Origin of the sequence: Nonomuraea antri, assembly GCF_013283785.1 — a bacterium.
Taxonomy (GTDB): Bacteria; Actinomycetota; Actinomycetes; order Streptosporangiales; family Streptosporangiaceae; genus Nonomuraea; species Nonomuraea antri.
The window spans coordinates 1-19,605 of the sequence record NZ_JABCPZ010000043.1 but is presented as its reverse complement, the minus strand read 5'-3'; the positions used below and the strand labels follow the sequence as shown (position 1 = coordinate 19,605).

At 70.7% G+C, this 19,605-nt stretch carries 18 protein-coding genes; 9 read left to right on the top strand and 9 right to left on the bottom strand.

The annotated features are described in order from the left end of the window. Window positions 1-112: 112 nt before the first annotated feature. From HII36_RS16810 to ilvC, 3 genes are read left to right on the top strand one after another with little or no spacing between them, the layout of a single operon-like run. The gene (locus HII36_RS16810; protein WP_173524131.1) at window positions 113-1,852 is read left to right on the top strand and encodes an acetolactate synthase large subunit; all 1,740 of its coding nucleotides are present in this window, start codon (window positions 113-115) and stop codon (window positions 1,850-1,852) included. Further along, window positions 1,845-2,369 carry an acetolactate synthase small subunit gene (gene ilvN / locus HII36_RS16805; RefSeq protein ID WP_173524130.1) on the top strand — a complete coding sequence of 175 codons (525 nt, stop codon included), beginning with the start codon at window positions 1,845-1,847 and terminating at the stop codon, window positions 2,367-2,369. The genes HII36_RS16810 and ilvN overlap by 8 nt, the downstream gene beginning before the upstream one ends. A gap of 24 nt (window positions 2,370-2,393) precedes the next feature. Beyond that, the gene (ilvC, locus tag HII36_RS16800; RefSeq protein WP_173524158.1) at window positions 2,394-3,377 is read left to right on the top strand and encodes a ketol-acid reductoisomerase; all 984 of its coding nucleotides are present in this window, start codon (window positions 2,394-2,396) and stop codon (window positions 3,375-3,377) included. 47 nt (window positions 3,378-3,424) lie between these two features. Here ilvC and HII36_RS16795 read toward each other — a convergent pair whose 3' ends face one another. Next, window positions 3,425-3,724, bottom strand: coding sequence for a DUF6204 family protein (locus HII36_RS16795; protein WP_173524129.1), 300 nt, complete (start codon window positions 3,722-3,724; stop codon window positions 3,425-3,427). Window positions 3,725-3,727: 3 nt separating this feature from the next. Beyond that, on the bottom strand, window positions 3,728-4,366 hold the full coding sequence (locus tag HII36_RS16790) for a TetR family transcriptional regulator (RefSeq protein ID WP_173524128.1): 639 nt from the start codon (window positions 4,364-4,366) through the stop codon (window positions 3,728-3,730). 125 nt (window positions 4,367-4,491) lie between these two features. Between HII36_RS16790 and map the strand changes: the two genes are divergently transcribed. Next, a complete protein-coding gene (gene map, locus HII36_RS16785) occupies window positions 4,492-5,259 on the top strand; it encodes a type I methionyl aminopeptidase (RefSeq protein WP_173524127.1) in 768 nt (255 codons plus the stop codon). A gap of 52 nt (window positions 5,260-5,311) precedes the next feature. Here the strand turns inward: map and HII36_RS16780 are convergent, their stop codons facing one another. Further along, window positions 5,312-6,100: an alpha/beta fold hydrolase gene (locus HII36_RS16780; RefSeq protein WP_173524126.1), complete on the bottom strand. Its 789-nt coding sequence runs from the start codon at window positions 6,098-6,100 to the stop codon at window positions 5,312-5,314. A gap of 257 nt (window positions 6,101-6,357) precedes the next feature. Here HII36_RS16780 and HII36_RS16775 point away from each other — a divergent pair, with 257 nt between their 5' ends. Beyond that, complete coding sequence (locus HII36_RS16775) at window positions 6,358-6,591, top strand: hypothetical protein (RefSeq protein WP_173524125.1); 234 nt, start codon at window positions 6,358-6,360, stop codon at window positions 6,589-6,591. Window positions 6,592-6,802: 211 nt separating this feature from the next. Here the strand turns inward: HII36_RS16775 and HII36_RS16770 are convergent, their stop codons facing one another. The 3 genes from HII36_RS16770 to HII36_RS16760 form a co-directional block, all read right to left on the bottom strand. Continuing rightward, window positions 6,803-7,612, bottom strand: a complete 810-nt coding sequence (locus HII36_RS16770; protein ID WP_236003572.1) for a CAP domain-containing protein — start codon at window positions 7,610-7,612, stop codon at window positions 6,803-6,805. A 180-nt stretch (window positions 7,613-7,792) separates the two neighbouring features. Further along, the gene (gene dacB / locus HII36_RS16765) at window positions 7,793-9,343 is read right to left on the bottom strand and encodes a D-alanyl-D-alanine carboxypeptidase/D-alanyl-D-alanine endopeptidase (protein ID WP_173524123.1); all 1,551 of its coding nucleotides are present in this window, start codon (window positions 9,341-9,343) and stop codon (window positions 7,793-7,795) included. A 209-nt stretch (window positions 9,344-9,552) separates the two neighbouring features. Further along, window positions 9,553-10,101, bottom strand: a complete 549-nt coding sequence (locus tag HII36_RS16760; RefSeq protein WP_173524122.1) for a DUF1707 and FHA domain-containing protein — start codon at window positions 10,099-10,101, stop codon at window positions 9,553-9,555. A gap of 108 nt (window positions 10,102-10,209) precedes the next feature. Between HII36_RS16760 and HII36_RS16755 the strand changes: the two genes are divergently transcribed. Genes HII36_RS16755 through HII36_RS16745 form a run of 3 tightly spaced genes read left to right on the top strand, consistent with a single transcriptional unit; the run spans window position 10,210 to window position 13,933 of the window. Continuing rightward, on the top strand, window positions 10,210-10,722 hold the full coding sequence (locus HII36_RS16755; protein WP_173524121.1) for a PadR family transcriptional regulator: 513 nt from the start codon (window positions 10,210-10,212) through the stop codon (window positions 10,720-10,722). Next, on the top strand, window positions 10,719-11,399 hold the full coding sequence (locus HII36_RS16750) for an ABC transporter ATP-binding protein (protein WP_173524120.1): 681 nt from the start codon (window positions 10,719-10,721) through the stop codon (window positions 11,397-11,399). The genes HII36_RS16755 and HII36_RS16750 overlap by 4 nt, the downstream gene beginning before the upstream one ends. Next, window positions 11,396-13,933 carry an FtsX-like permease family protein gene (locus HII36_RS16745; protein ID WP_173524119.1) on the top strand — a complete coding sequence of 846 codons (2,538 nt, stop codon included), beginning with the start codon at window positions 11,396-11,398 and terminating at the stop codon, window positions 13,931-13,933. Before HII36_RS16750 ends, HII36_RS16745 begins: the two co-directional genes overlap by 4 nt. Here the strand turns inward: HII36_RS16745 and HII36_RS16740 are convergent. Beyond that, window positions 13,893-15,254: an MFS transporter gene (locus tag HII36_RS16740; protein WP_173524118.1), complete on the bottom strand. Its 1,362-nt coding sequence runs from the start codon at window positions 15,252-15,254 to the stop codon at window positions 13,893-13,895. The genes HII36_RS16745 and HII36_RS16740 overlap by 41 nt on opposite strands. A 78-nt stretch (window positions 15,255-15,332) precedes the next feature. Then, entirely contained in the window at window positions 15,333-16,097 is a 765-nt protein-coding gene (locus HII36_RS16735) for a hypothetical protein (protein WP_328807743.1), read from the bottom strand. Between the two features lie 334 nt (window positions 16,098-16,431). Between HII36_RS16735 and serA the strand changes: the two genes are divergently transcribed. Continuing rightward, the gene (serA, locus tag HII36_RS16730) at window positions 16,432-18,021 is read left to right on the top strand and encodes a phosphoglycerate dehydrogenase (RefSeq protein WP_173524116.1); all 1,590 of its coding nucleotides are present in this window, start codon (window positions 16,432-16,434) and stop codon (window positions 18,019-18,021) included. A 468-nt stretch (window positions 18,022-18,489) separates the two neighbouring features. Here serA and HII36_RS16725 read toward each other — a convergent pair whose 3' ends face one another. Beyond that, window positions 18,490-19,386: an ROK family protein gene (locus tag HII36_RS16725; protein ID WP_173524115.1), complete on the bottom strand. Its 897-nt coding sequence runs from the start codon at window positions 19,384-19,386 to the stop codon at window positions 18,490-18,492. Window positions 19,387-19,605 lie beyond the last annotated feature (219 nt).

Here is a 19,605-nt window from a genome sequence, read left to right as displayed (position 1 = left end):
AGGCCGTTAGCGAAGCACTCCGACCTGCGCGCCGCCCCAGTCCCACCTCCCGGTGGGAAGGGGCATTTTTTATGTCCTTAAGGCGTCAAGTGACAACGCAAGGAACGAGCCGATGACCGAACGGATGACAGGTGCACAAGCCCTGGTCAGGGCGTTGGAGCACGTGGGAGTCGACACCGTGTTCGGGATCCCAGGTGGCGCGATTCTCCCCGCCTACGATCCTCTCTACGACTCGACCAAGGTCCGGCACGTGCTTGTACGGCACGAGCAGGGCGCTGGTCACGCGGCCGAGGGTTACGCCCAGGCCACCGGCCGGGTCGGGGTCTGCATGGCCACCAGCGGCCCGGGCGCCACGAACCTGGTGACGCCGATCGCCGACGCCTACATGGACTCCGTGCCGATGGTCGCCATCACCGGGCAGGTCGCCTCGCCGCTGATCGGCACGGACGCCTTCCAGGAAGCCGACATCGCCGGCATCACGATGCCGATCACCAAGCACAACTTCTTGATCACCGACGCCGCGGACATCCCGCGCACGATCATGGAGGCGTTCCACATCGCCTCGACCGGCCGTCCCGGCCCGGTGCTGGTGGACATCGCCAAGGACGCGTTGCAGGCCGACACCACGTTCTCCTGGCCGCCGACCATGCAGTTGCCCGGCTACCGCCCGGTCACCAAGCCGCACTCCAAGCAGATCCGCGAGGCCGCCAAGCTGATCGCCGAGGCCAAGCGCCCGGTCCTGTACGTCGGCGGCGGCGTGCACAAGGCGAGTGCCTCGCCCGAGCTGCTGCGCCTGGCCGAGCTGACCCACATCCCGGTCGTCACCACGCTGATGGCCCGTGGCGCGTTCCCCGACAGCCACCCGCAGCACATGGGCATGCCGGGCATGCACGGCAGCGTCTCCGCCGTGGGCGCGCTGCAGAAGTCCGACCTGATCATCGGATTGGGCGTGCGCTTCGACGACCGGGTGACGGGCCAGCTGTCGTCGTTCGCGCCGTACGCCAAGATCGTGCACGCCGACATCGACCCGGCGGAGATCTCCAAGAACCGCCACGCGGACGTCCCGATCGTGGGCGACTGCAAGGAGGTCATCGGCGAGCTGATCAACGCCGTCGAGGCGTCGGGCCGGCAGGGCGACTACGCCGACTGGTGGACGCTGCTCAACGGCTACAAGGAGACCTACCCGCTGGGCTACGAGGAGTTCGAGGACGGCTCGCTGGCCCCGCAGTACGTCATGCAGCGGCTGAGCGCGATCGCCGGTCCCGACGCCTACTACGTGGCGGGCGTCGGCCAGCACCAGATGTGGGCCGCCCAGTTCGTCGAGTACGAGAAGCCGGGCACGTTCATCAACTCCGGCGGCGCGGGCACCATGGGCTTCGCCGTCCCGGCCGCGATGGGCGCGAAGATGGGCCGCCCCGACGCCACGGTCTGGGCGATCGACGGCGACGGCTGCTTCCAGATGACCAACCAGGAGCTGGCCACCTGCGCGCTGGAAGGCGTGCCGATCAAGGTGGCGGTCATCAACAACGGTAACCTCGGCATGGTCCGCCAGTGGCAGACGCTCTTCTACGACCAGCGCTACTCCAACACCGACCTGCAGGCGAAGCGTCGCATCCCGGACTTCGTGAAGCTGGCGGAGGCCTATGGTTGTGTGGGCCTGCGCTGCGAGCGTCCCGAAGACGTCGACGCCACGATCAGGAAGGCCATGGAGATCAACGACGTGCCCGTGGTGGTCGACTTCGTCGTCCACCAGGACGCCATGGTCTGGCCCATGGTCGCCGCGGGCACCAGCAACGACGACATCAAGATCGCCCGGGACATGGCGCCGAAGTGGGAGAACGAAGATGAGTAGGCACACGCTGTCTGTTCTTGTCGAGAACAAGCCCGGCGTCCTGGCGCGGGTGTCCTCGCTGTTCAGCCGGCGGGGGTTCAACATCGACTCCCTGGCCGTCGGGCCCACCGAGCACGACGACATCTCCCGCATGACGATCGTGGTCTCCGTCGAGGAACTGCCGCTCGAACAGGTCACCAAGCAGCTCAACAAGCTGGTGAACGTGCTGAAGATCGTGGAGCTCGACACGTCGCAGTCGGTGCAGCGCGAGCTGATGCTGATCAAGGTCAAGGCCGACGCCGACAGCCGCTCGCACGTGCTCGAACTGGTCAACCTCTTCCGCGCCCGCTGCGTGGACGTCGCCGCCGACGCCGTGACCATCGAGGTCACCGGCACCCCCGACAAACTCGAAGCCTTCGTCAAGGTCCTCGAACCCTTCGGGATCAAGGAACTTGTCCAGTCGGGCATGGTGGCCATCGGCCGCGGCGCCCGTTCCATCACTGACCGGTCCCTCAGGGCACTGGACCGTACCGCCTGAAAGGTTTTACTCAAAGTGGCAGAGATCTACTACGACGACCAGGCCGACCTCTCGATCATCCAGGGGCGCCACGTGGCCGTGCTGGGGTACGGCAGCCAGGGCCACGCCCACGCGCTCTCCCTGCGTGATTCGGGTGTCGACGTGCGCGTCGGCCTGCCCGAGGGCTCCAAGAGCCGCGAGAAGGCGCAGAACGACGGCCTGCGCGTGCTCAGCCCGTCCGAGGCGGTCGAGGAGGCCGACCTCACCATGATCCTGGCGCCGGACCACATCCAGCGTCACCTGTACGCCGAGCACGTCGCCCCGAACCTGGTCGAGGGCGACGCGCTGTTCTTCGGCCACGGCCTGAACATCCGCTACGGCCTCATCGAGGCGCCCGAGGGCGTCGACGTCTGCATGGTCGCCCCGAAGGGCCCGGGCCACCTGGTCCGCCGCCAGTTCGAGGCCGGCCGCGGCGTGCCGTGTCTGGTGGCCGTGGAGAAGGACGCCTCGGGCAAGGCGCTGGAGCTGGCGCTGTCGTACGCCAAGGGCATCGGCGGCACCCGCGCGGGCGCGCTCAAGACCACCTTCACCGAGGAGACCGAGACCGACCTGTTCGGCGAGCAGGCCGTGCTGTGCGGCGGCGTGTCCGAGCTGATCAAGGCCGGGTTCCAGACCCTCATCGAGGCCGGCTACCAGCCCGAGGTGGCCTACTTCGAGTGCCTGCACGAGATGAAGCTGATCGTCGACCTCATGTACGAGGGCGGCGTCTCCAAGATGTACTGGTCGGTCTCCGACACGGCCGAGTACGGCGGCTACACCCGTGGCCCGCGCGTCATCACCGACGAGACCCGCGCCGAGATGCGCCGCATCCTGGCCGAGATCCAGGACGGCACGTTCGCCCGCCAGCTCGTCGAGGAGTTCGACGGTGGCCAGAAGGAGTTCACGCGTTACCGCGAGGAACTGGCCGCCGACCCGATCGAGAAGACCGGCGCCAAGCTGCGCCCGATGATGAGCTGGCTCAAGGCCTGAGCCTGCCGGTAGCGTGAAAGAGCGGGGGCCGGCGCCCCCGCTCTTTTTCATGACGCCCGGCGGCGCCTGCTGGGGATCTTGATGGTCCGCAGGTCGGTCACGGCGACCCGGAGCACCCGGTGCGGGTGCCCGTGCGCGGCCAGCGCCGCCATCGCCATCGCGGTGGCCTCGGCCTCGCCGTCGTCGGGACCGGCGGGCATCTGGCAGCGGAAGGTGAACGCCGACACGCTCTGGTCGTGCGTGAACGTGCCTTCCTCGGTGTACGCCACGCCGCCGGCCGCGAGCACGGCGGCCCGGCCGGCCTCGCTCAGCCCGTCGAACGTGCCGCGGATCGTCACTCTGAACACGCCTCATTCCTTTCGTACGGCGTAGGCGAGCACGCGCTCGCCCAGCAGGCTCTCGAAGACGTCGAGCAGGTCGAGCACGGCCGCGGCGATCGTGTCGCGGTCTTCGCCGGCGGCGGTGCGCCGGCCGATCTCGGTATAGATCATCGAGTGGAGCGCGCCGACCTGCCACGCCACCACCCGCGGCAGCGGGTCGCCGGGATCCGCCCCGGTCTCGTCGGCCAGCGCCGCGGCCAGTTCGTCGGTCATGCGCTGCCCCAGGTCGCTCAGCCGGGCCATCAGCGTGGGCGCGGCGCGCATCATCTCGAAGACCCGGCCGAACCCCTCGCTCAGCCCCATGCGCCGGTCACGGCCGCGGGCCTCGGCGCGCAGCCGGTCGAGCACCGCGAGCACGGCGGGCCGGCCGGGCGGGCGTTCGCGCACCAGGTCGGCCAGCCGATGCGCCGAGGCCTGGTCGGGCGGCAGCACCAGGTCCTCCTTGACCGGGAAGTAGTTGTAGACGGTGTTCACCGACACCTCGGCGGCGGCCGCGACCTCGGCGACGGTCACCTGGTCGAAGCCCCGTTCCACGAACAGCCCGATGGCCACCTGGGAGATGTGCCGGCGCGTCCGCTGCTTCTTGCGCTCTCGCAGCCCTTCCGTCATGCCGCAGACGCTAGTAGAAAAATGGTGTCGACTCCAAATTTAAAGCCGAGTGCAGAAATGCGGCCGATCAACGAGGAACCTGATAATAATACCGGTATAGTTATCGACAAGCCGGGAGTGTGACCGTGATCGAGCTCAAGAGTGCCGGGGAGATCTCCGCCATGCGCGAAGCCGGGCGGGTGGTCGCGGGCGTGCACGCGGCGGTGCGGGCGCAGGCCGCCGTGGGCGTGTCACTGCGCGAGCTCGACCAGGTCGCCAGGACGGTCATCCACGAGGGCGGGGCCGGGTCGTCGTTCCTCGGCTACCACCCGTCGTTCGGCGCGACGCCGTACCCGGGGGTGATCTGCACCTCGGTGAACGGGGTGATGCTGCACGGGCTGCCGACGCCGTACCGGCTGCGTGACGGCGACCTGCTGAGCGTGGACTGCGCGGTGCACGTGGACGGGTGGCACGCCGACGGGACGGTCAGCTTCGTCGTCGGCGCCGCCCGGGCCGAGGACCTGGACCTGATCCGCGTCGCCGACGCGACCCTGGCCGCCGGCATCGCCGCGGCCGTGCCCGGCGCCCGCATGGGTGACGTCGGGCACGCGATGTCCGCCGTCGGACGGGGCGCCGGGTACGGCATGCAGAACGACTTCGGCGGCCACGGCATCGGCCGTGAGATGCACGAATCCCCGTTCGTGCCCAACGAGGGACGCAAGGGGCGCGGGCTGTGGCTGCGGCCCGGGCTGGTGATCGCCATCGAGCCGAGCCTGATCGCCGGTGGCGGCGACGACTACCACATGGCCTCCGACGGCTGGTCGGTGTGCACCGGTGACGGCAGCCGCAGCGCCCACGTCGAGCACACCGTGGCGATCACCCAGGACGGCCCGGTCATCCTCACCGTGCCCTGAGCCCGGCCGGCGGCCCGGTCGTCCTCGCCGTGCCCTGAGCCCGGCCCCCTGGTCAGGCGGTGAGGAAGCCGGCGATCGCCTCCACGAAGACCTTCATCGGCAGGTCGTGCGGCTGCCCGGGCAGCCGCCGGTGCTCGGCGTTGGGCAGGGCCGCGACCAGCGCCTCGACGCCCTCGTTGACCCACGGAATGCTGTCGCCGTCGAGCACCAGCACCGGCGCCGTGACCTGGGCGACGCGCGGGAGGTCGAGGGAGAAGTCGCGCAGCAGCGCGGCGTCGCGGACCAGCAGGTGCGCGTTCGGCTCCATCGCCGCCCAGAACGGCTCGGTGCGCATCTGCGTCACGTACTCGGCGGGCACCTCGACGACCGTGGTCATCCAGTACGCCAGCGCGTCGCCCGGCCGGCCGTCCTGGACCAGTTCGTCCACGTAGCGGCCCCAGTCGGCGGGGATGGGTGTGCGGCTGTCGGCCACCACGAACGGCGGCTCCCACAGGGCCAGCCTGCTGACCGGCAGCCCCCGCGCCGCCGCCTCCAGGGCGATCAGCCCGGTGCCCGAGTTGCCGACCAGCGCCGCGGAATCCCCCGCCGCGGAGATGACGGCGGCCAGGTCCTCGTACTCGCGCTCGGCCGAGTACGGCGGCGTGTCACCGCTCTCGCCCCGCCCCCGCCGGTCGTAGTTGTACACGGTGCAGTGCGCCGACAGCAGCTCGGCCAGCTCCTGGTTGGCGGTGCGGTCGGACGGGCCGCCGGAGATCAGCACGACGGCCGGGCCGTGGCCGAGCCGGTCGTAGGCGAGCGTGGTTCCGTCGGCGGAACTGACGGTGTGGGTCTGCCTGTCCATGATCTTCCTCCCTCGTAGAGCCCCAGTTTGGTGCCCGTGGAGGGGTTTCGCCATGCGAACGCCAGTCCTTCTTCAATGGCAACTCCCCGCACGTCATGCGGATCCCCCAGGAGTGGGGTCTTCTCTCCTGAATTCCCCGTGAGGGGCGTTTGCCCACGTCAAGGGTGGAATCCAGGCTGTTTGCCGATGTGGGGCGTCGGGCACATCTCCCGCAGTCGCTACGTAGAGTAGTCAAGAGAACGCAAGAGGAGAAAGTTATGTTGAGAACAGGACTCGTCCTGGCCGGTCTCGTCGGTGGCCTGGCCATGACCGCTGGTCCGGCCGTCGCCTCGGTCCAGACGGCGGTTCCCGTGGTCATGGGCGGCTCCGACGACGGCCTCCGGTGGTACCTGGGCGAGGACGCGGAGTTCGACGGCGGCGACCTCAACACCTACGGCGAGCACCAGAGCCTCATCTACCTGCCGATTCTGAACGGCCTTCTCTCCATGTGACTTGGGTGAGAATCCCGAAACACGCGAACGGGCCCGTCTCCTCGTGGAGGCGGGCCCTTCGACGTGCCGGCAAGCGTGCAGTGTCGCGGACCCGGCCGCGGTCCGTGTGCGGGGAGGCGCGGCCGGGCCCGCTCGGAGGGGAACGGGCGGGCGTGCGGTGGGGTGGCCGGCGTCGGGGTGGAGTGCCGGCTCCGCCCGACCGTTCCTGAGGTCAGCGGCTGGCGAAGTCCTGGGTCCAGACCGGGCCCTTGGCGTGGTGCCCGACACCGATGTGGGTGAAGCCGCAGTCCAGGATGTTGCGCCGGTGCCCGGGGCTGTTGAGCCAGCCCTTGACCACCGAGGCCGCCGTGGGCTGGCCCATGGCGATGTTCTCGCCGTACGAGCGCCACTTGAAGCCGGCCGCCGTGATGCGGTCGGCCACGTCGCGGCCGTCCTTGGAGGTGTGGTCGAAGTACTTCTTGGCCGCCATGTCGGCGGAGTGCAGCTCGGCGGCCTTGTGCAGCTTGGTGTCGTGGACGAGCGGACGGCACCCGGCCTTCGCCCTGGCCTCGTTGGTGAGCTTGACCACCGCCTGCTCCACTGCGGAGATGCCGCTGGACTTGCACGACAGGGTCACCGCGCTCGACGAGCGCTCGCGGCCCTTGGAGTCGAGGGCGACCACGTAGTAGCGGCGCGGGGTCTTGCCGCACTTCAGCCCGGCGGTGATGCGGGCGTTGCGGACGATCTGCGAGCCACTCTTGACCGTGGGGTCGGTGCCCTTCACCGAGACCTTGATCCGGACGCGCAGTCTCGCCTCGTCCGTGCAGCCGGCCCGGCTGACCGTGCCCCTGATCACGCCCCGGGCGTCGACGTACGGCTTGGCCGCCGCCACGCGGCACCCCTGCGCGGCCGACGATGCCAGCGACACCGGCGGCGCAGCCGCGCGAGTGGCCCCGGAGGACTGTGCGTGCGCGGCGGGCAGGGGGAAGCTCATTGCCGCCAGACTCCCGAGACAGGCCAGGGCCTGGAGTGGTCTGCGCATGCTTGTCCTCCCTGTGGGGATTCGACACCTGCGTCGAGACGGCATTCTGGCCCTCCCAAGTCGGCCATGTCCGGAAAAACAGGCCCTTACTTGGAGTTCCAAGTAATAAAACCGTCATCGACCTCGGTAAACCATAGCGGCCCCCTGGACGTCTGGGGGCCGCGTGGCGTCAGGGACGGATCAGCATTCGATGGGCTTCAGCCACGAACATTCAAGATCGCCGGCGCCGGAATCCCCTGTGGCACGGAGCTGCGGCGACGCGGGGACGTCCGCGGCGTTGGCCCGGGAGAACTGCGAAAGACGGATCGCAATTTTGTCCTCGATGTCCTTCGGGGCGCCCGACAGGTACTGGTTCAGCATGATGGAGAAGACCAGCGGCTCACCGTCGGCACTGGTGACGTAACCCGACAGCGAGGTCACTCCGGTCAGCGAGCCGGTCTTGGCGTGCACGTTGTTCGCCGCCGGGGTGTTGCGCATGCGGCTGCGCAGCGTGCCGCCGGTGAACCGGTCCGCGTTGCCCGCGATGGGCAGCGAGTCGTAGTAGGCCTGGAACCACGGCTTGCTCCGCACCGCGCCGAGCAGCTGCGCGATCGAGCCGGCGGAGAACCCGTCGCGGCGCGACAGGCCGGAGCCGTCCCGCATGTTGATCACCTGCACGCCGTTGGCCTTGGCGAAGTCGGTGCTGACCTTGAGCCCGGCCGCCCAGGTGCCCTGGTTGGCCGCCTTGCGTCCCATGGCCTTGACGAGGATCTCGGCGTGGATGTTGTTGCTCAGCTTCATGAACGGCACGAGCAGCTCGCCCAGCGTCATCGACTCGTGCGCGGCGAGCTCGGCCGCGCCCTCCGGCGCCGCGCCGGGCACGGTCGGGCCGAGCACCCGCACGCCGTGCTTGGCCAGCGACTTGCGGAACAGTGCGGCGACGTAGGCGGTGGGGTCGTCCACGGCCACCCACTCCTGGTAGGAGTCGGCCACCGTGCCGGTGATCACCACCGTCCTGGTGCCGTGCTGCCGTTCGACGAGGACGTCGGTCTCCGTGCCCACGGTGGCCTTGTTGACGATCTTCAGGTAGTCGGTCTCCGGCGTCGTGGTCACCTTGACCTTGCCGCCTTCGGACGCCACCGTGACGATCACCGAGCCGGCGTCGTAGTCGCGGTCGGGGGAGGCGGTCAGTGCGGAGATCGGGGCCGCGTAGTAGGCGGTCTCGTCGTCCCAGGCCCAGTCGTTGCCCAGGCGTACCGAGTCGAACCAGGTGTCGTCGGCGACGAGCTTGCCGGTGACGACCTTGACGCCCGACCTGGCCACCGCGGCGGCCAGCGCGTCGTAGTCCTCGGCCAGCATGGTCGGGTCGCCGGTGCCGCGCAGCACGAGGTCGCCGTTGATCACCGAGCCGATCCTGCGCCCGCCGTTCAGCACGGTGGTGGGGAAGCGGTAGTCGAGGCCGAGCGTCTCCACGGCGGCGGCCGCGGTGAACAGCTTGGTGTTGGACGCCGGCGTCATGAGCTTGCCCGCGTCGGTGGAGTAGAGCTCCTCGCCGGTGGCCGCGCTCTTGACCACGACGCCGGCCCTGGCGATCGTGAGCCGCGAGTCACTGAGGATCTTGTTGATGTCCAGGGCCAGGTCCGCCACGCCGGCCGCGGGGTCGAGCGCGACGGCGGGTGAGGACGGGGCTGACGCCCACGCGAGGGTCGCGACGAGCGCGCCCGCGACGAGGGAGGTTGAGGTGCGCCGCATGAGGTCTCCTGAGAGGCCGATGGCCTGTAGTCGGGGGGCCGCTGATCGGAGGGATCGGGCGATCAGGGAATCGGAGGATCAGGCGAACAGGAAAGCCGGAAGGTCCGGGTGATCAGGGAATCGGAGGATCAGGGATCGCATGTGAGCATGGATCAGCCCGGCGGCGCTGTAATCCGCAAATATCCGTATATTTCGTCAGGCCCGAGACGTCACGCGGACGACTGGCCCGCGCTCACCAGGAAACCGCAGTCGCCGAAGGAGACCTCGTCCCCCGACCGCACCCGGGCCGGCCCCACCAGCCGCCACCCGTTGAGCCTGGTGCCGTTGAGCGAGCCCAGGTCGATGAGCGTCCAGCCCTCGCCGTCGCGCCGCAGTTCGGCATGCACGCGCGAGACCGTCAGGTCCGACAGCACCAGGTCGCAGGCCGAGCCCCGGCCCACCACGTAACGCACCCGGTCGTCGGTGGGCAGCGCCAGCCTGGGCAGCCGCGGCTTGCGCCAGGCGGACTGCAGCCTGGTGGTGAACTCCGAGACCGACGACACGGCGTCGGTCAGCCGCTCGCGCAGCGTCTGCTTGCGCGGCAGGTCGGCGACCAGTTCGTCGAGTTCATACTGGTTGCGGGCACGCAGGGCCTGGTCGACCCGGCCGACGAAGGTGTCGTGGGAGATCCGGCCCTCCACGGCCCGGTCTCTGAGCTCGTCGATCGCGCGGTCACGTTCCCCATCTGAGGCGCGGAACGGCGGGTGCGTGGAGCTCATGTTCCTGAGTATCGGCCTCAACGGCGTTTCCTGTCCAGAATACCCACCTTCATGGGCCACACCGCGTCTGGTTGCGGCGAGCATACTCAGTATGCATACTCAGTATCCATGTCGATCAGACACGGACTGCTCGCACTGCTGAGCAGAGGACCGCGATACGGCTACCAGTTGCGGGTGGAGTTCGAGTCGTCCACGGGGGCGACCTGGCCGCTGAACATCGGCCAGGTCTACACGACGCTCTCCCGCCTGGAACGCGACGGCCTGGTCGCGCCCGGCGGCGCCGACGAGCAGGGCCGCGCGGTCTACACGATCACCGAGGCCGGCCGGGAGGAACTGGAGCGATGGTTCAGCACCCCCGTCGACCAGACCGGCCGGCCTCGGGACGAACTGGCCATCAAACTCGCCATGGCCGTCGCCGCGGGTGACGTGGACGTCGCCGAGGTGATCCTGGCCCAGCGCCTGGCCACGATGCGCAACCTGCAGGAACTGACCAGGGCGAAACGGGCGGCGGCCGACGGGGTCGCGCGGCGGCTCGTCCTCGATTCGCTGATCTTCAAAGCCGAGGCGGAACAGCGCTGGCTGGATCACTGCGAGACCGTTTTGAAAGGGATGGACCGATGACAGCGGTGAGTCTGCGGGACGTGACCCGCACGCATGGCCAGGTGCACGCCCTCGGCGGCGTGAGCCTGGAGGTGGCGCCCGGCGAGCTGGTCGCGGTCATGGGCCCGTCGGGGTCGGGCAAGTCCACGCTGCTCAACCTGGCCGGCGGGCTCGACCGGCCGACCTCGGGCAGCGTGCTCATCGAGGGCACGGACCTGTCCGGGGTGAAGGACCTGGCCGCGTTGCGCCGGCGCAGCGTCGGCTACGTCTTCCAGGACCTGAACCTCATCCCGTCGCTGACCGCCGCGGAGAACGTGATGCTGCCCAGGGAGCTGGACGGCGTGCGCGCCCGCGCGGCGCGCGAGCAGGCGCTGCTGGTGCTCGCCGAACTGGCCGCCGACCAGCTCGCCGACCGCTTCCCCGAGGAGCTGTCCGGCGGCCAGCGCCAGCGGGTGGCCATCGCCAGGGCGCTGGTCGGCGAACGGCGGCTGCTGCTGGCCGACGAGCCCACCGGCGCGCTCGACACCGCCACCGGCGACGAGATCCTGCAACTGCTGCGCGCCCGCTGCGACGACGGCGCGGCCGTGCTGCTGGTCACGCACGAGCCCAGGTACGCGGCCTGGGCCGACCGCGTGGTCTACCTGCGTGACGGCAGACTGGCCGAGGCGGGCTCGGTGCGCATGGAGAGCGCCAGATGAGCGCGTTCCTGGCCGCGCTGCGGCTCTCCAGACGAGACGCGCTGCGCTTCAAGGGCCGCAGCGCGCTGATCATGGTGATGATCGCCCTGCCCGTCCTGGTCATCACGGGTGTGCTCACCGCGGCCGCCACCACCCATGTCTCACCCAAGGAGCAGCTGATCTCCCGGCTCGGCTCGGCCGACGCGAGCGTCAACGCCATCGGCGGCCGGGTACGCCAGAACAAGCGGGGCGACATCACCAACTACGGCAAGCGGCCGGCGGTGCGGCTGACGGCGGCCGAAATCGGCGCCCTGGTCGGCGGCCGGGTCATCCCGTATCACGTGTTCACCGTCCACGTCTGGGTCGACGGCGGCTACGACGTGGCGAACACGCTGGAGACGGACTTGCGCGACCCGATGGCGAAGGGCCTGCGGCCGCTGGTCGAAGGCAGGTACGCGGCCGCGCCCGGCGAGGTCACGGTGAGCCCCGAGCTGCGCGACAGGGGCCTGCGGGTCGGCGGCACGATAGCGGTGACCAGGGAGAACCGGCAGCTGCGGGTGGTCGGCGTGGCTGAGCACCCGACCAGGCCCGGGCTCATGGAGCTGACCGGCCTGCCCGGCACGCTCACCCCGGACACCCAGCGCGGCACGGAATGGCTCGCCGACACGGCGGCCCCCGTGTGGTGGAGCGACGTGCCGCGGCTCAACAAGTCCGGGCTGGCCGTGGTCTCCCGCGCGGTGATCGAGGAGATGACCTTCAGCGCGAACCTGCCGGGCGACACGCGTACCCGCACGCTCGCCGGGATCGCGATCGGCGTCGTCCTGGTCGTCACCGAGACGGTCCTGCTCGCGGGGCCCGCGTTCGCCGTCGGGCTGCGCCGCCGCCGCAGGGAGCTGGCGATGCTGGCCACCCAGGGCGCCTCGCCCGGCCATCTGCGCACCATCGTGCTCGCCGACGGCCTGGTGCTGGGCGGCGCGGCGGCGCTGACCGGCGCGCTGCTCGGCATCGGGGGCGGCGCGCTGGTCGAGCGGATCGCGGCGCGGCAGCTGAACTGGGGCAGCGGCCCGATCGAGGTGCCGTGGCTCCCGGTGCTCGCCGTGGCCGCGCTCGGCCTGCTCAGCGGCCTGATCGCGGCCCTGGTTCCGGCGTCGCAGGCCGCCGGGCAGAGCCCGGTGCGGGTGCTGGCCGGCCGGACGGGCGAGGTCCGCGACAGGGCGGGCCTGCCCGTGGCCGGTCTGGCGCTGGTGGTGCTCGGCGTCGGCGTGACCGTGTTCCTGGCCGAGCGGGACCAGTTGAAGGTGGCGGCGGGCTTCGTCCTGGTGGTGCTCGGGCTGGTCGCGGTGACGCCGTGGCTGGTGCGCGCCACCGGGCGGCTCGCCAGGCGCCTGCCGCTGCCGGCCCGCCTGTCCGTACGCGACGCCGCACGCCACCGATCGCGGACGGCCTCCGCGACGGCGGCGGTGATGGCGGCCACCATGGCCGCGGTCGCGACGGGCATCGCCGCCTACACCGTCTACGAGGACGAGGCGTCCAGGCGTGCGCTCCAGGCGCCGCTGGGCACGATGACGATCACCACCTACGGCGCCGACGACCGCGAATGGGCGCGGGTGCGGGCCGGCGCGCAGCGGCTGCTGCCCGGGGTGAACCTGGTCAGCGGACTCGAAGCCCGCGACGAGCGGGGCGTCAGCCTGCCGCTCGGCCCGGTCCTGTCCGAGGACTGCCTGGACGGATGTGCCGGCGGGCTCAGCTTCCTGGACGAGTTCCCGGTGGGCGACGCCCGGCTGCTCGCCTTCTTCCAGGGGCGCACGGACCCGCGCGCGGCCGAGGCGCTGGCCGCGGGCAAGGCCGTGGTCTTCCACCCGGGGCTGCTGCGCGACGGCAGGCTCGCCGTACTCGCCCGGCCGACGGGCGGGGATGCCGAACCCAAGTGGTTCAGCATCCCCGCCGTCCTGTCGACGGCCGCGGACGAGGGCCAGTCCGGTGCGGTGATCCCCGCCTCGGCGGTGACCGGCGCGGGGCTGAAGGTGGCGGAGCGCAAGCTGTACTCGGCCGTCCCCGGCGACGCGGAACGGCTGGAGCACAGCCTGGGCGCCCTGCACGAACGGACGCGGGTGGACGTGGAGGAGGGACACGCCGGCGTGATCCGAGCCGTGCTCGGCGCGCTGCTCGGCGCGGCGCTGATCCTGGTGCTCGGCGGCACGTTCGCGGCCACCGGCCTGGCCGCCGCCGACATGCGGGCCGACCTGGACACGCTCTCGGCCGTCGGCGGCCCGCCCAGGACCCGCAGGCTGGTGGTGGCGGCCCAGGCGGGCTACATCGCGGCGCTGGGCGCAGTGGTGGGGCTGGTGCCGGGCGTCGTCATGGGCATCGCGCTGATCCCGTCCATGGTCAGGACGGAGGCGGCGGGCGGGATCCTGTTCGTCGAGCGGGTGCCGGACATCGCGGTGCCCTGGCTCTACCTGGCCGGGCTGGTGATCGGGCTGCCCCTGCTCGCCGCCCTGCTGGCCGGGACGTTCACGCGGACGCGTCCGTCGCCGGCACGGCGGCTGGACTGAGCCGGTACTTCAGCGTCATCAGCACCGACAGGAAGATGATCAGTGCGGGGACCGCGGTCTGTCCGATCAGGACCGCGGTCACCGCGCTGTCCGGCTGCTGGACCGGCGTGCTCGGCTCGGACTCGATGAAGCCGCCGGCCGACAGGATCACGCCGAAGATCAGCGCGCCGAACGAGCTGACCCCGCTCTCGATCGCCGTCCACAGCCCGGTGAACACCCCGGCCCTGCGCTTGCCGGTGGTCAGCGCGTCGGTGGCGATCACGTCGGCCAGCATCGAGAACTGCAGCAGTTGCACCCCGGCCACGCCGGTGCCGACCAGGAGCAGCATGGCGTGGGCGTACCAGGAGCCGATGAGCGGGGTGGCCAGCGTCGCCAGCGTGCCGCCGCCGAAGAGCAGCGCGGCGATGAGCATCGCGCCGCGCTTGTCGAAGCGCCTGGACAGGCGCACCCACAGCGGCATCGTCAGCAGCATCGGGCCGACCAGCGCGGCGAACAGCGTGTTGGTGGCCTTCGGGTCGCCGATCGTGTACGAGGCGAAGTACGGCGCCGCGGCCAGCATCATGCTGACCGCGAGCATCTGCGTGCAGCTCAGCAGCAGCAGCCAGACGAACGCCGGGTTCCCCCTGGCCGCCGCGAACTGCTCGCGCCAGCGGCCGCCGTCGGGCTCGGGCGCGCCGGTCATGGGCGCGCGGGCGGTGCCGAAGAACGCGCCGAGCATCGCGGCCATCATGATCGCGGCGATGACGACGGCCATCAGCCGGTGGCTGTCGAGCGTGCCGTTCTCGCCCTGGCTGTTGACGATCGTCGGCGCGAGTATGCCGCTGATCGCGGTGGCCGCGCCGATGAAGACCATCCGCCACTGCAGCAGCGCCGTGCGCTCGTGGTAGTCGTCGGTCATCTCCGCGGGCATCGCCTTGTACGGCACCTCGAACAGCGCGTACGCGGTGGCCGCGGCGATGAAGCAGGCGCCCACGTACAGGGCGGCGTCCACCCCGGTCAGCGACGGCCCCGCGAACGTCAGGAAGAAGGCGACCGGCGTGGTGAGCGCCCCGGCCAGCAGCCAGGGCCGGCGCGGGCCCAGCCGTGACCTGGTCCGGTCCGACCAGCGGCCCACCGCCGGGTTGATCACCAGGTCCCAGACCTTCGGCGCGGCGACCACCACCCCGGCCAGCCACGCGGGCACGGCCAGGAAGTTCGTCATGTAGTACAGCAGCAGGAGACCGGGCACGGCGTTGAACGTGGCGGTGCAGAACGAGCCGACGCCGTAGCCGAGTCGCACACCTGTGGAAACCGTGCGGGGCGTCACGGCCGGGGCGATCATGAGCCTTATTCAAGCCGAGCGAGAGCTTGTTCGGTAGGGCCCACTTTCCACCGGGGGCCGGGGGGCCGGCCCCCGTGGTCAGTCCCTGACGTCGGCGCACACCACGTGTGCGCCGATCTCGATCATCCGGCGCTCGCTGCGCGCGTCGGCCACCCTGGCCATGAGGATCGGCGCCTCGCTGGCCGCGAACTGCGGCAGCCGGGCGCGTACGCCGCGGTGCAGGTCGCGCACGACGTCCTCGGCCGCCGACATGTGCACCTTGACGTGCAGCATGATGCCGGGGGCGCCCGAGGCGGTGCGCGCCTCGGAGATCCAGACGTGGTGCACGAGCGGATAGTCGGCGAGCATCCGCGCGATGGCCCGTCTCAGCGCGGGCAGGATCGGATGCGCGCAGCGCCGGTAGCCCGGGTCCACCTGCTGCATCGGCCCCGACAGGTGCGGGCGGGGCGCGGGCACCCAGGGCAGCGCGGGCGCCTGCGGCGTCGGCGCCGCCACCTGCGCCATGGGCGTGGACGTCCGCGACACCGTGGCCATCGCGCCGGTGGCGTAGGCGGCGGGCACCGCCCCCGACAGGACGGGGGTCGGCCCGGTCCTGGTCGAGGTGAGGTACCGCTGGAGGTCGTCGATCGGCACGGCGGCCGCGGCTGGGCCGGCGGCGTCGATCACGATCTCCCGCACGCCGGTGACGCGCTGGATGTCCAGGATGGTGTCGGCGTCGCACGCCGAGAGGGAATGGCTGCCACGGTGCCTGGCGTAGGTCGTCGGCCCGGTGTAACCGAGCAGCACCCGGTCACCGGCTTGGGTCGTCCCTAGGACGACCGATCGATCTGGTCGCACAGCCACCAGGACTCCACCGTCGGCGAGAGCCGCCAGCAGGCGATGCGGAGCGCCATGCTGGGCGAGCACGTCGGCAAGCGCAGGATTCCCGATGCTCATATGACGAACCATAGGTAGTCGGCCACGGCTTATCAGGCTAATGGCCAATAAATCTCCCGATCAATACAAAGATGGGTGCAGTGTGGATGACTTTGCCGGGCGCTGGGTAGCGCCACGGCCGTCTCAGAATCCGGGTCCCTCGTGAACGCGTTCACAAGCATCGATAGACTCTGAGGGATCCCCGAGGGACCCAGCGACGTGTCCCTCGTGCCCGCCGCATGCCCCTTAAGGATCCACACCAGTGAACAAGCCCGTCGTTCTGGTCGCAGAGGAACTGTCCGAGGCCGGCCTCGCCGTACTCGGCGCTGATTTCGAGGTCCGCCACACCGACGGCGCCGACCGTTCCCAGCTGCTGCCCGCGCTCGCCGACGTGGACGCGCTCATCGTCCGCTCGGCCACGCAGGTGGACGCCGAGGCCATCGCCGCCGCCCCCAAGCTGCGGGTGGTGGCGCGCGCCGGTGTCGGTCTGGACAACGTCGACGTCGAAGCGGCCACCAAGGCCGGTGTCATGGTCGTCAACGCTCCGACCTCCAACATCACCAGCGCCGCCGAGCAGACCATCGCGCTCATCCTGGCCAGCGCGCGCAACACGGCCCAGGCCCACGCCGCGCTGAAGAACGGTGAGTGGAAGCGGTCCAAGTACACCGGCGTCGAGCTCGACGAGAAGGTCGTCGCCATCCTCGGCCTCGGCAAGATCGGCCAGCTCGTGGCGCAGCGGCTGCAGCCGTTCGGCGTCGAGCTGATCGCCTACGACCCCTACCTGCCGCCGGCCCGCGCCGCGCAGATGGGCGTCAAGCTGCTCAGCCTCGAAGAGGTGCTCAAGCAGGCCGACTTCATCACCGTGCACCTGCCCAAGTCCAAGGAGACGCTCGGGCTCATCGGTGACAAGGAACTGCACGAGGTCAAGCCGAGCGTGCGCATCATCAACGTGGCGCGCGGCGGCATCGTGGACGAGGGCGCGCTCTACGCCGCCATCAAGGAGGGCCGCGTCGCCGGCGCCGGCCTCGACGTGTTCTCCAAGGAGCCGTGCACGGACAGCCCGCTGTTCGAACTCGACCAGGTCGTCGTGACGCCGCACCTGGGCGCCTCCACCCACGAGGCCCAGGAGAAGGCGGGCACCCAGGTCGCGCGCAGCGTGAAGCTGGCGCTGGCCGGCGAGTTCGTGCCGGACGCGGTCAACGTCCAGGGCGGCGCGGTGGCTGAGGACGTCAAGCCCGGCCTGCCGCTGGCCGAGAAGCTGGGCCGGGTCTTCACCGCCCTGGCCGGCGAGGTCGCCACCAAGCTCGACGTGGAGGTGCGCGGCGAGATCGCCTCGCAGGACGTGCGGGTGATCGAGCTGGCCGCGCTCAAGGGCGTGTTCGCCGACGTGATCGAGGAGCAGGTCACCTACGTCAACGCGCCGCTGCTGGCCAAGGACCGCGGCGTGACCGTGGAGCTGGTGACCAGCTCGGACAGCCCCGACTGGCGCAACGTGGTGACCGTGCGCGGAGTGCTGGCCGACGGCCGCCAGGTCTCGGTCTCCGGCACGCTGTCCGGCCCCCGGCAGATCACGAAGATCGTCGAGGTCAACGGCTACGAGATGGAGATCGAGCCGACCGAGCACCTGTCGTTCTTCACCTACGCCGACCGCCCCGGCATCGTCGGCGTGGTCGGCCGCATCCTCGGCGAGCAGGGCATCAACATCGCCTCGATGCAGGTGGCCCGTGACGTCAAGGGCGGCAAGGCGCTCATCGCGCTGACCGTCGACTCGGCGATCCCGGCCGACGTGGTCGAGCAGATCGGCGCGGAGATCGGCGCGGAGAGCGGCCGTTCGGTGGATCTCACCGACTGATCCGTTCCAACCAGGAAAGACCGCCGCGTGGACCGGTCCCGCGGCGGTCTTTTGTTGTCTCAACATGCGAGATGCTAGGACATCCAACGAGACACTGTGGCTGCCACCAGGTAGTGTTACGAGAAATGCGCCAGGTTCTCGTACTTATTACCTGCCGCGGCGGGGCCTGTTAGGGCAGGTCGACGACTCGCCGCGGTGAGTGGCGTTGTGTCGGCCGGTAAGTCCCCTTCGTTCGGTCCGTGATCCGGACCCACGAGATCAGGCCCGGTCGGATTCGCGACCGGGGTCCGACTCCTCAGGTCAACCGCGTCCGCGAAATGAGATGAGCCACATGTACGAGATGTATGCCTTCCACCGTGCCGAAGAGCAGCGCGACGAGGCCGCCGAGGCCCTGCAGACCGCGCTGGACCGGCGCGACAACGGCGGCGCGCCGGAGCACTCCGGCCGCTGATCCCACTCGGGAACGTTCTACCGCTCCCGGACGTGGAGTGAGTGCGCGAGGGCGAGCGCGCCGAGCAGCGGGGCGTCGTCGGTGAAGACGGCCGGTCGCACCTCGGGCGGGAACGGCACCGCGCGCCGCACCTCCGCGGTGATCCTGGGCATGATCAGTTCGGCGGCGCCCATCATGCCGCCGCCGATCACGACCCGCTCCGGGTCGACGGTCACGCACAGGTTGGCCACCGTCATGGCCAGCGTGGCCAGCGCTTCCTCGACCAGTTCACGCACCTCCGCCGAGCCCGAGCCCGTCGTCCGGGCGCCGTCGGCCTGGCGGGTGAGCAGTTCCTCGGTCGTGGTCTCGCGGCCGAGCAGCGCGCCGGCCCGCGCGGCCAGCCCGCCGCCTGACACCCGTTCCTCCAGGGGCACCCGGCCGTCGGCGAAGGCCGGCTCGCCCGGGGTCACCTGGAGATAGCCGATCTCGCCCGCGGCCCCGTGTGCTCCGGCGACCACCTCGCCGCCGATCACCAGCGCCGCGGCCAGGCCGGTGCCCAGGTTGACGTACACGCCGGTGGACACGCCGCGCAGCGCGCCCCAGCGCAGCTCGGCGCGGGCGGCGGCGTTCACGTCGTTGTCGATGGCGACAGGCGTGCCGCCGTACGCCTCGCCGAGCAGCCTGGGCAGTTCCAGCCCTTCCCAGCCCGGCACGTTCGGCGCCAGCCGTACCACGCCGTCGCGGACGATCCCGCAGGTCGAGAAGCCGACCGCGGCCGGCTCCGGGTTCAGCTCGCGGGCCGCGGCGAGCGCCCGGGCGAGCGCGTCAGGTCCGGAGTCGAGCCTGACGCGGGCCGCGAAGGACGGGCCGTCGGTCTCCGAGACGCCGACGGCCACCTTCGTGCCGCCCACGTCGATCCCCAGCACACCATTCATCCAGGCCACCGCCTTCCATGATCCGGCTCATCATGGTGCCATCCCCCGAGACGCGAAGGCGTCGGGGGCGCTCGACTCCGGAGAGCCGAACCCGGGACGTCCCGCACCGCGCCGCAGGCGGGGCGCCGGGGCGGCGGGGTGTGGGACGGCGGGGCTCGGCGCCCGGCACGGCGGGCCGGGTGGGCCACGGCAGCCGGTCAATGAGCGAGGCGTTGCGTC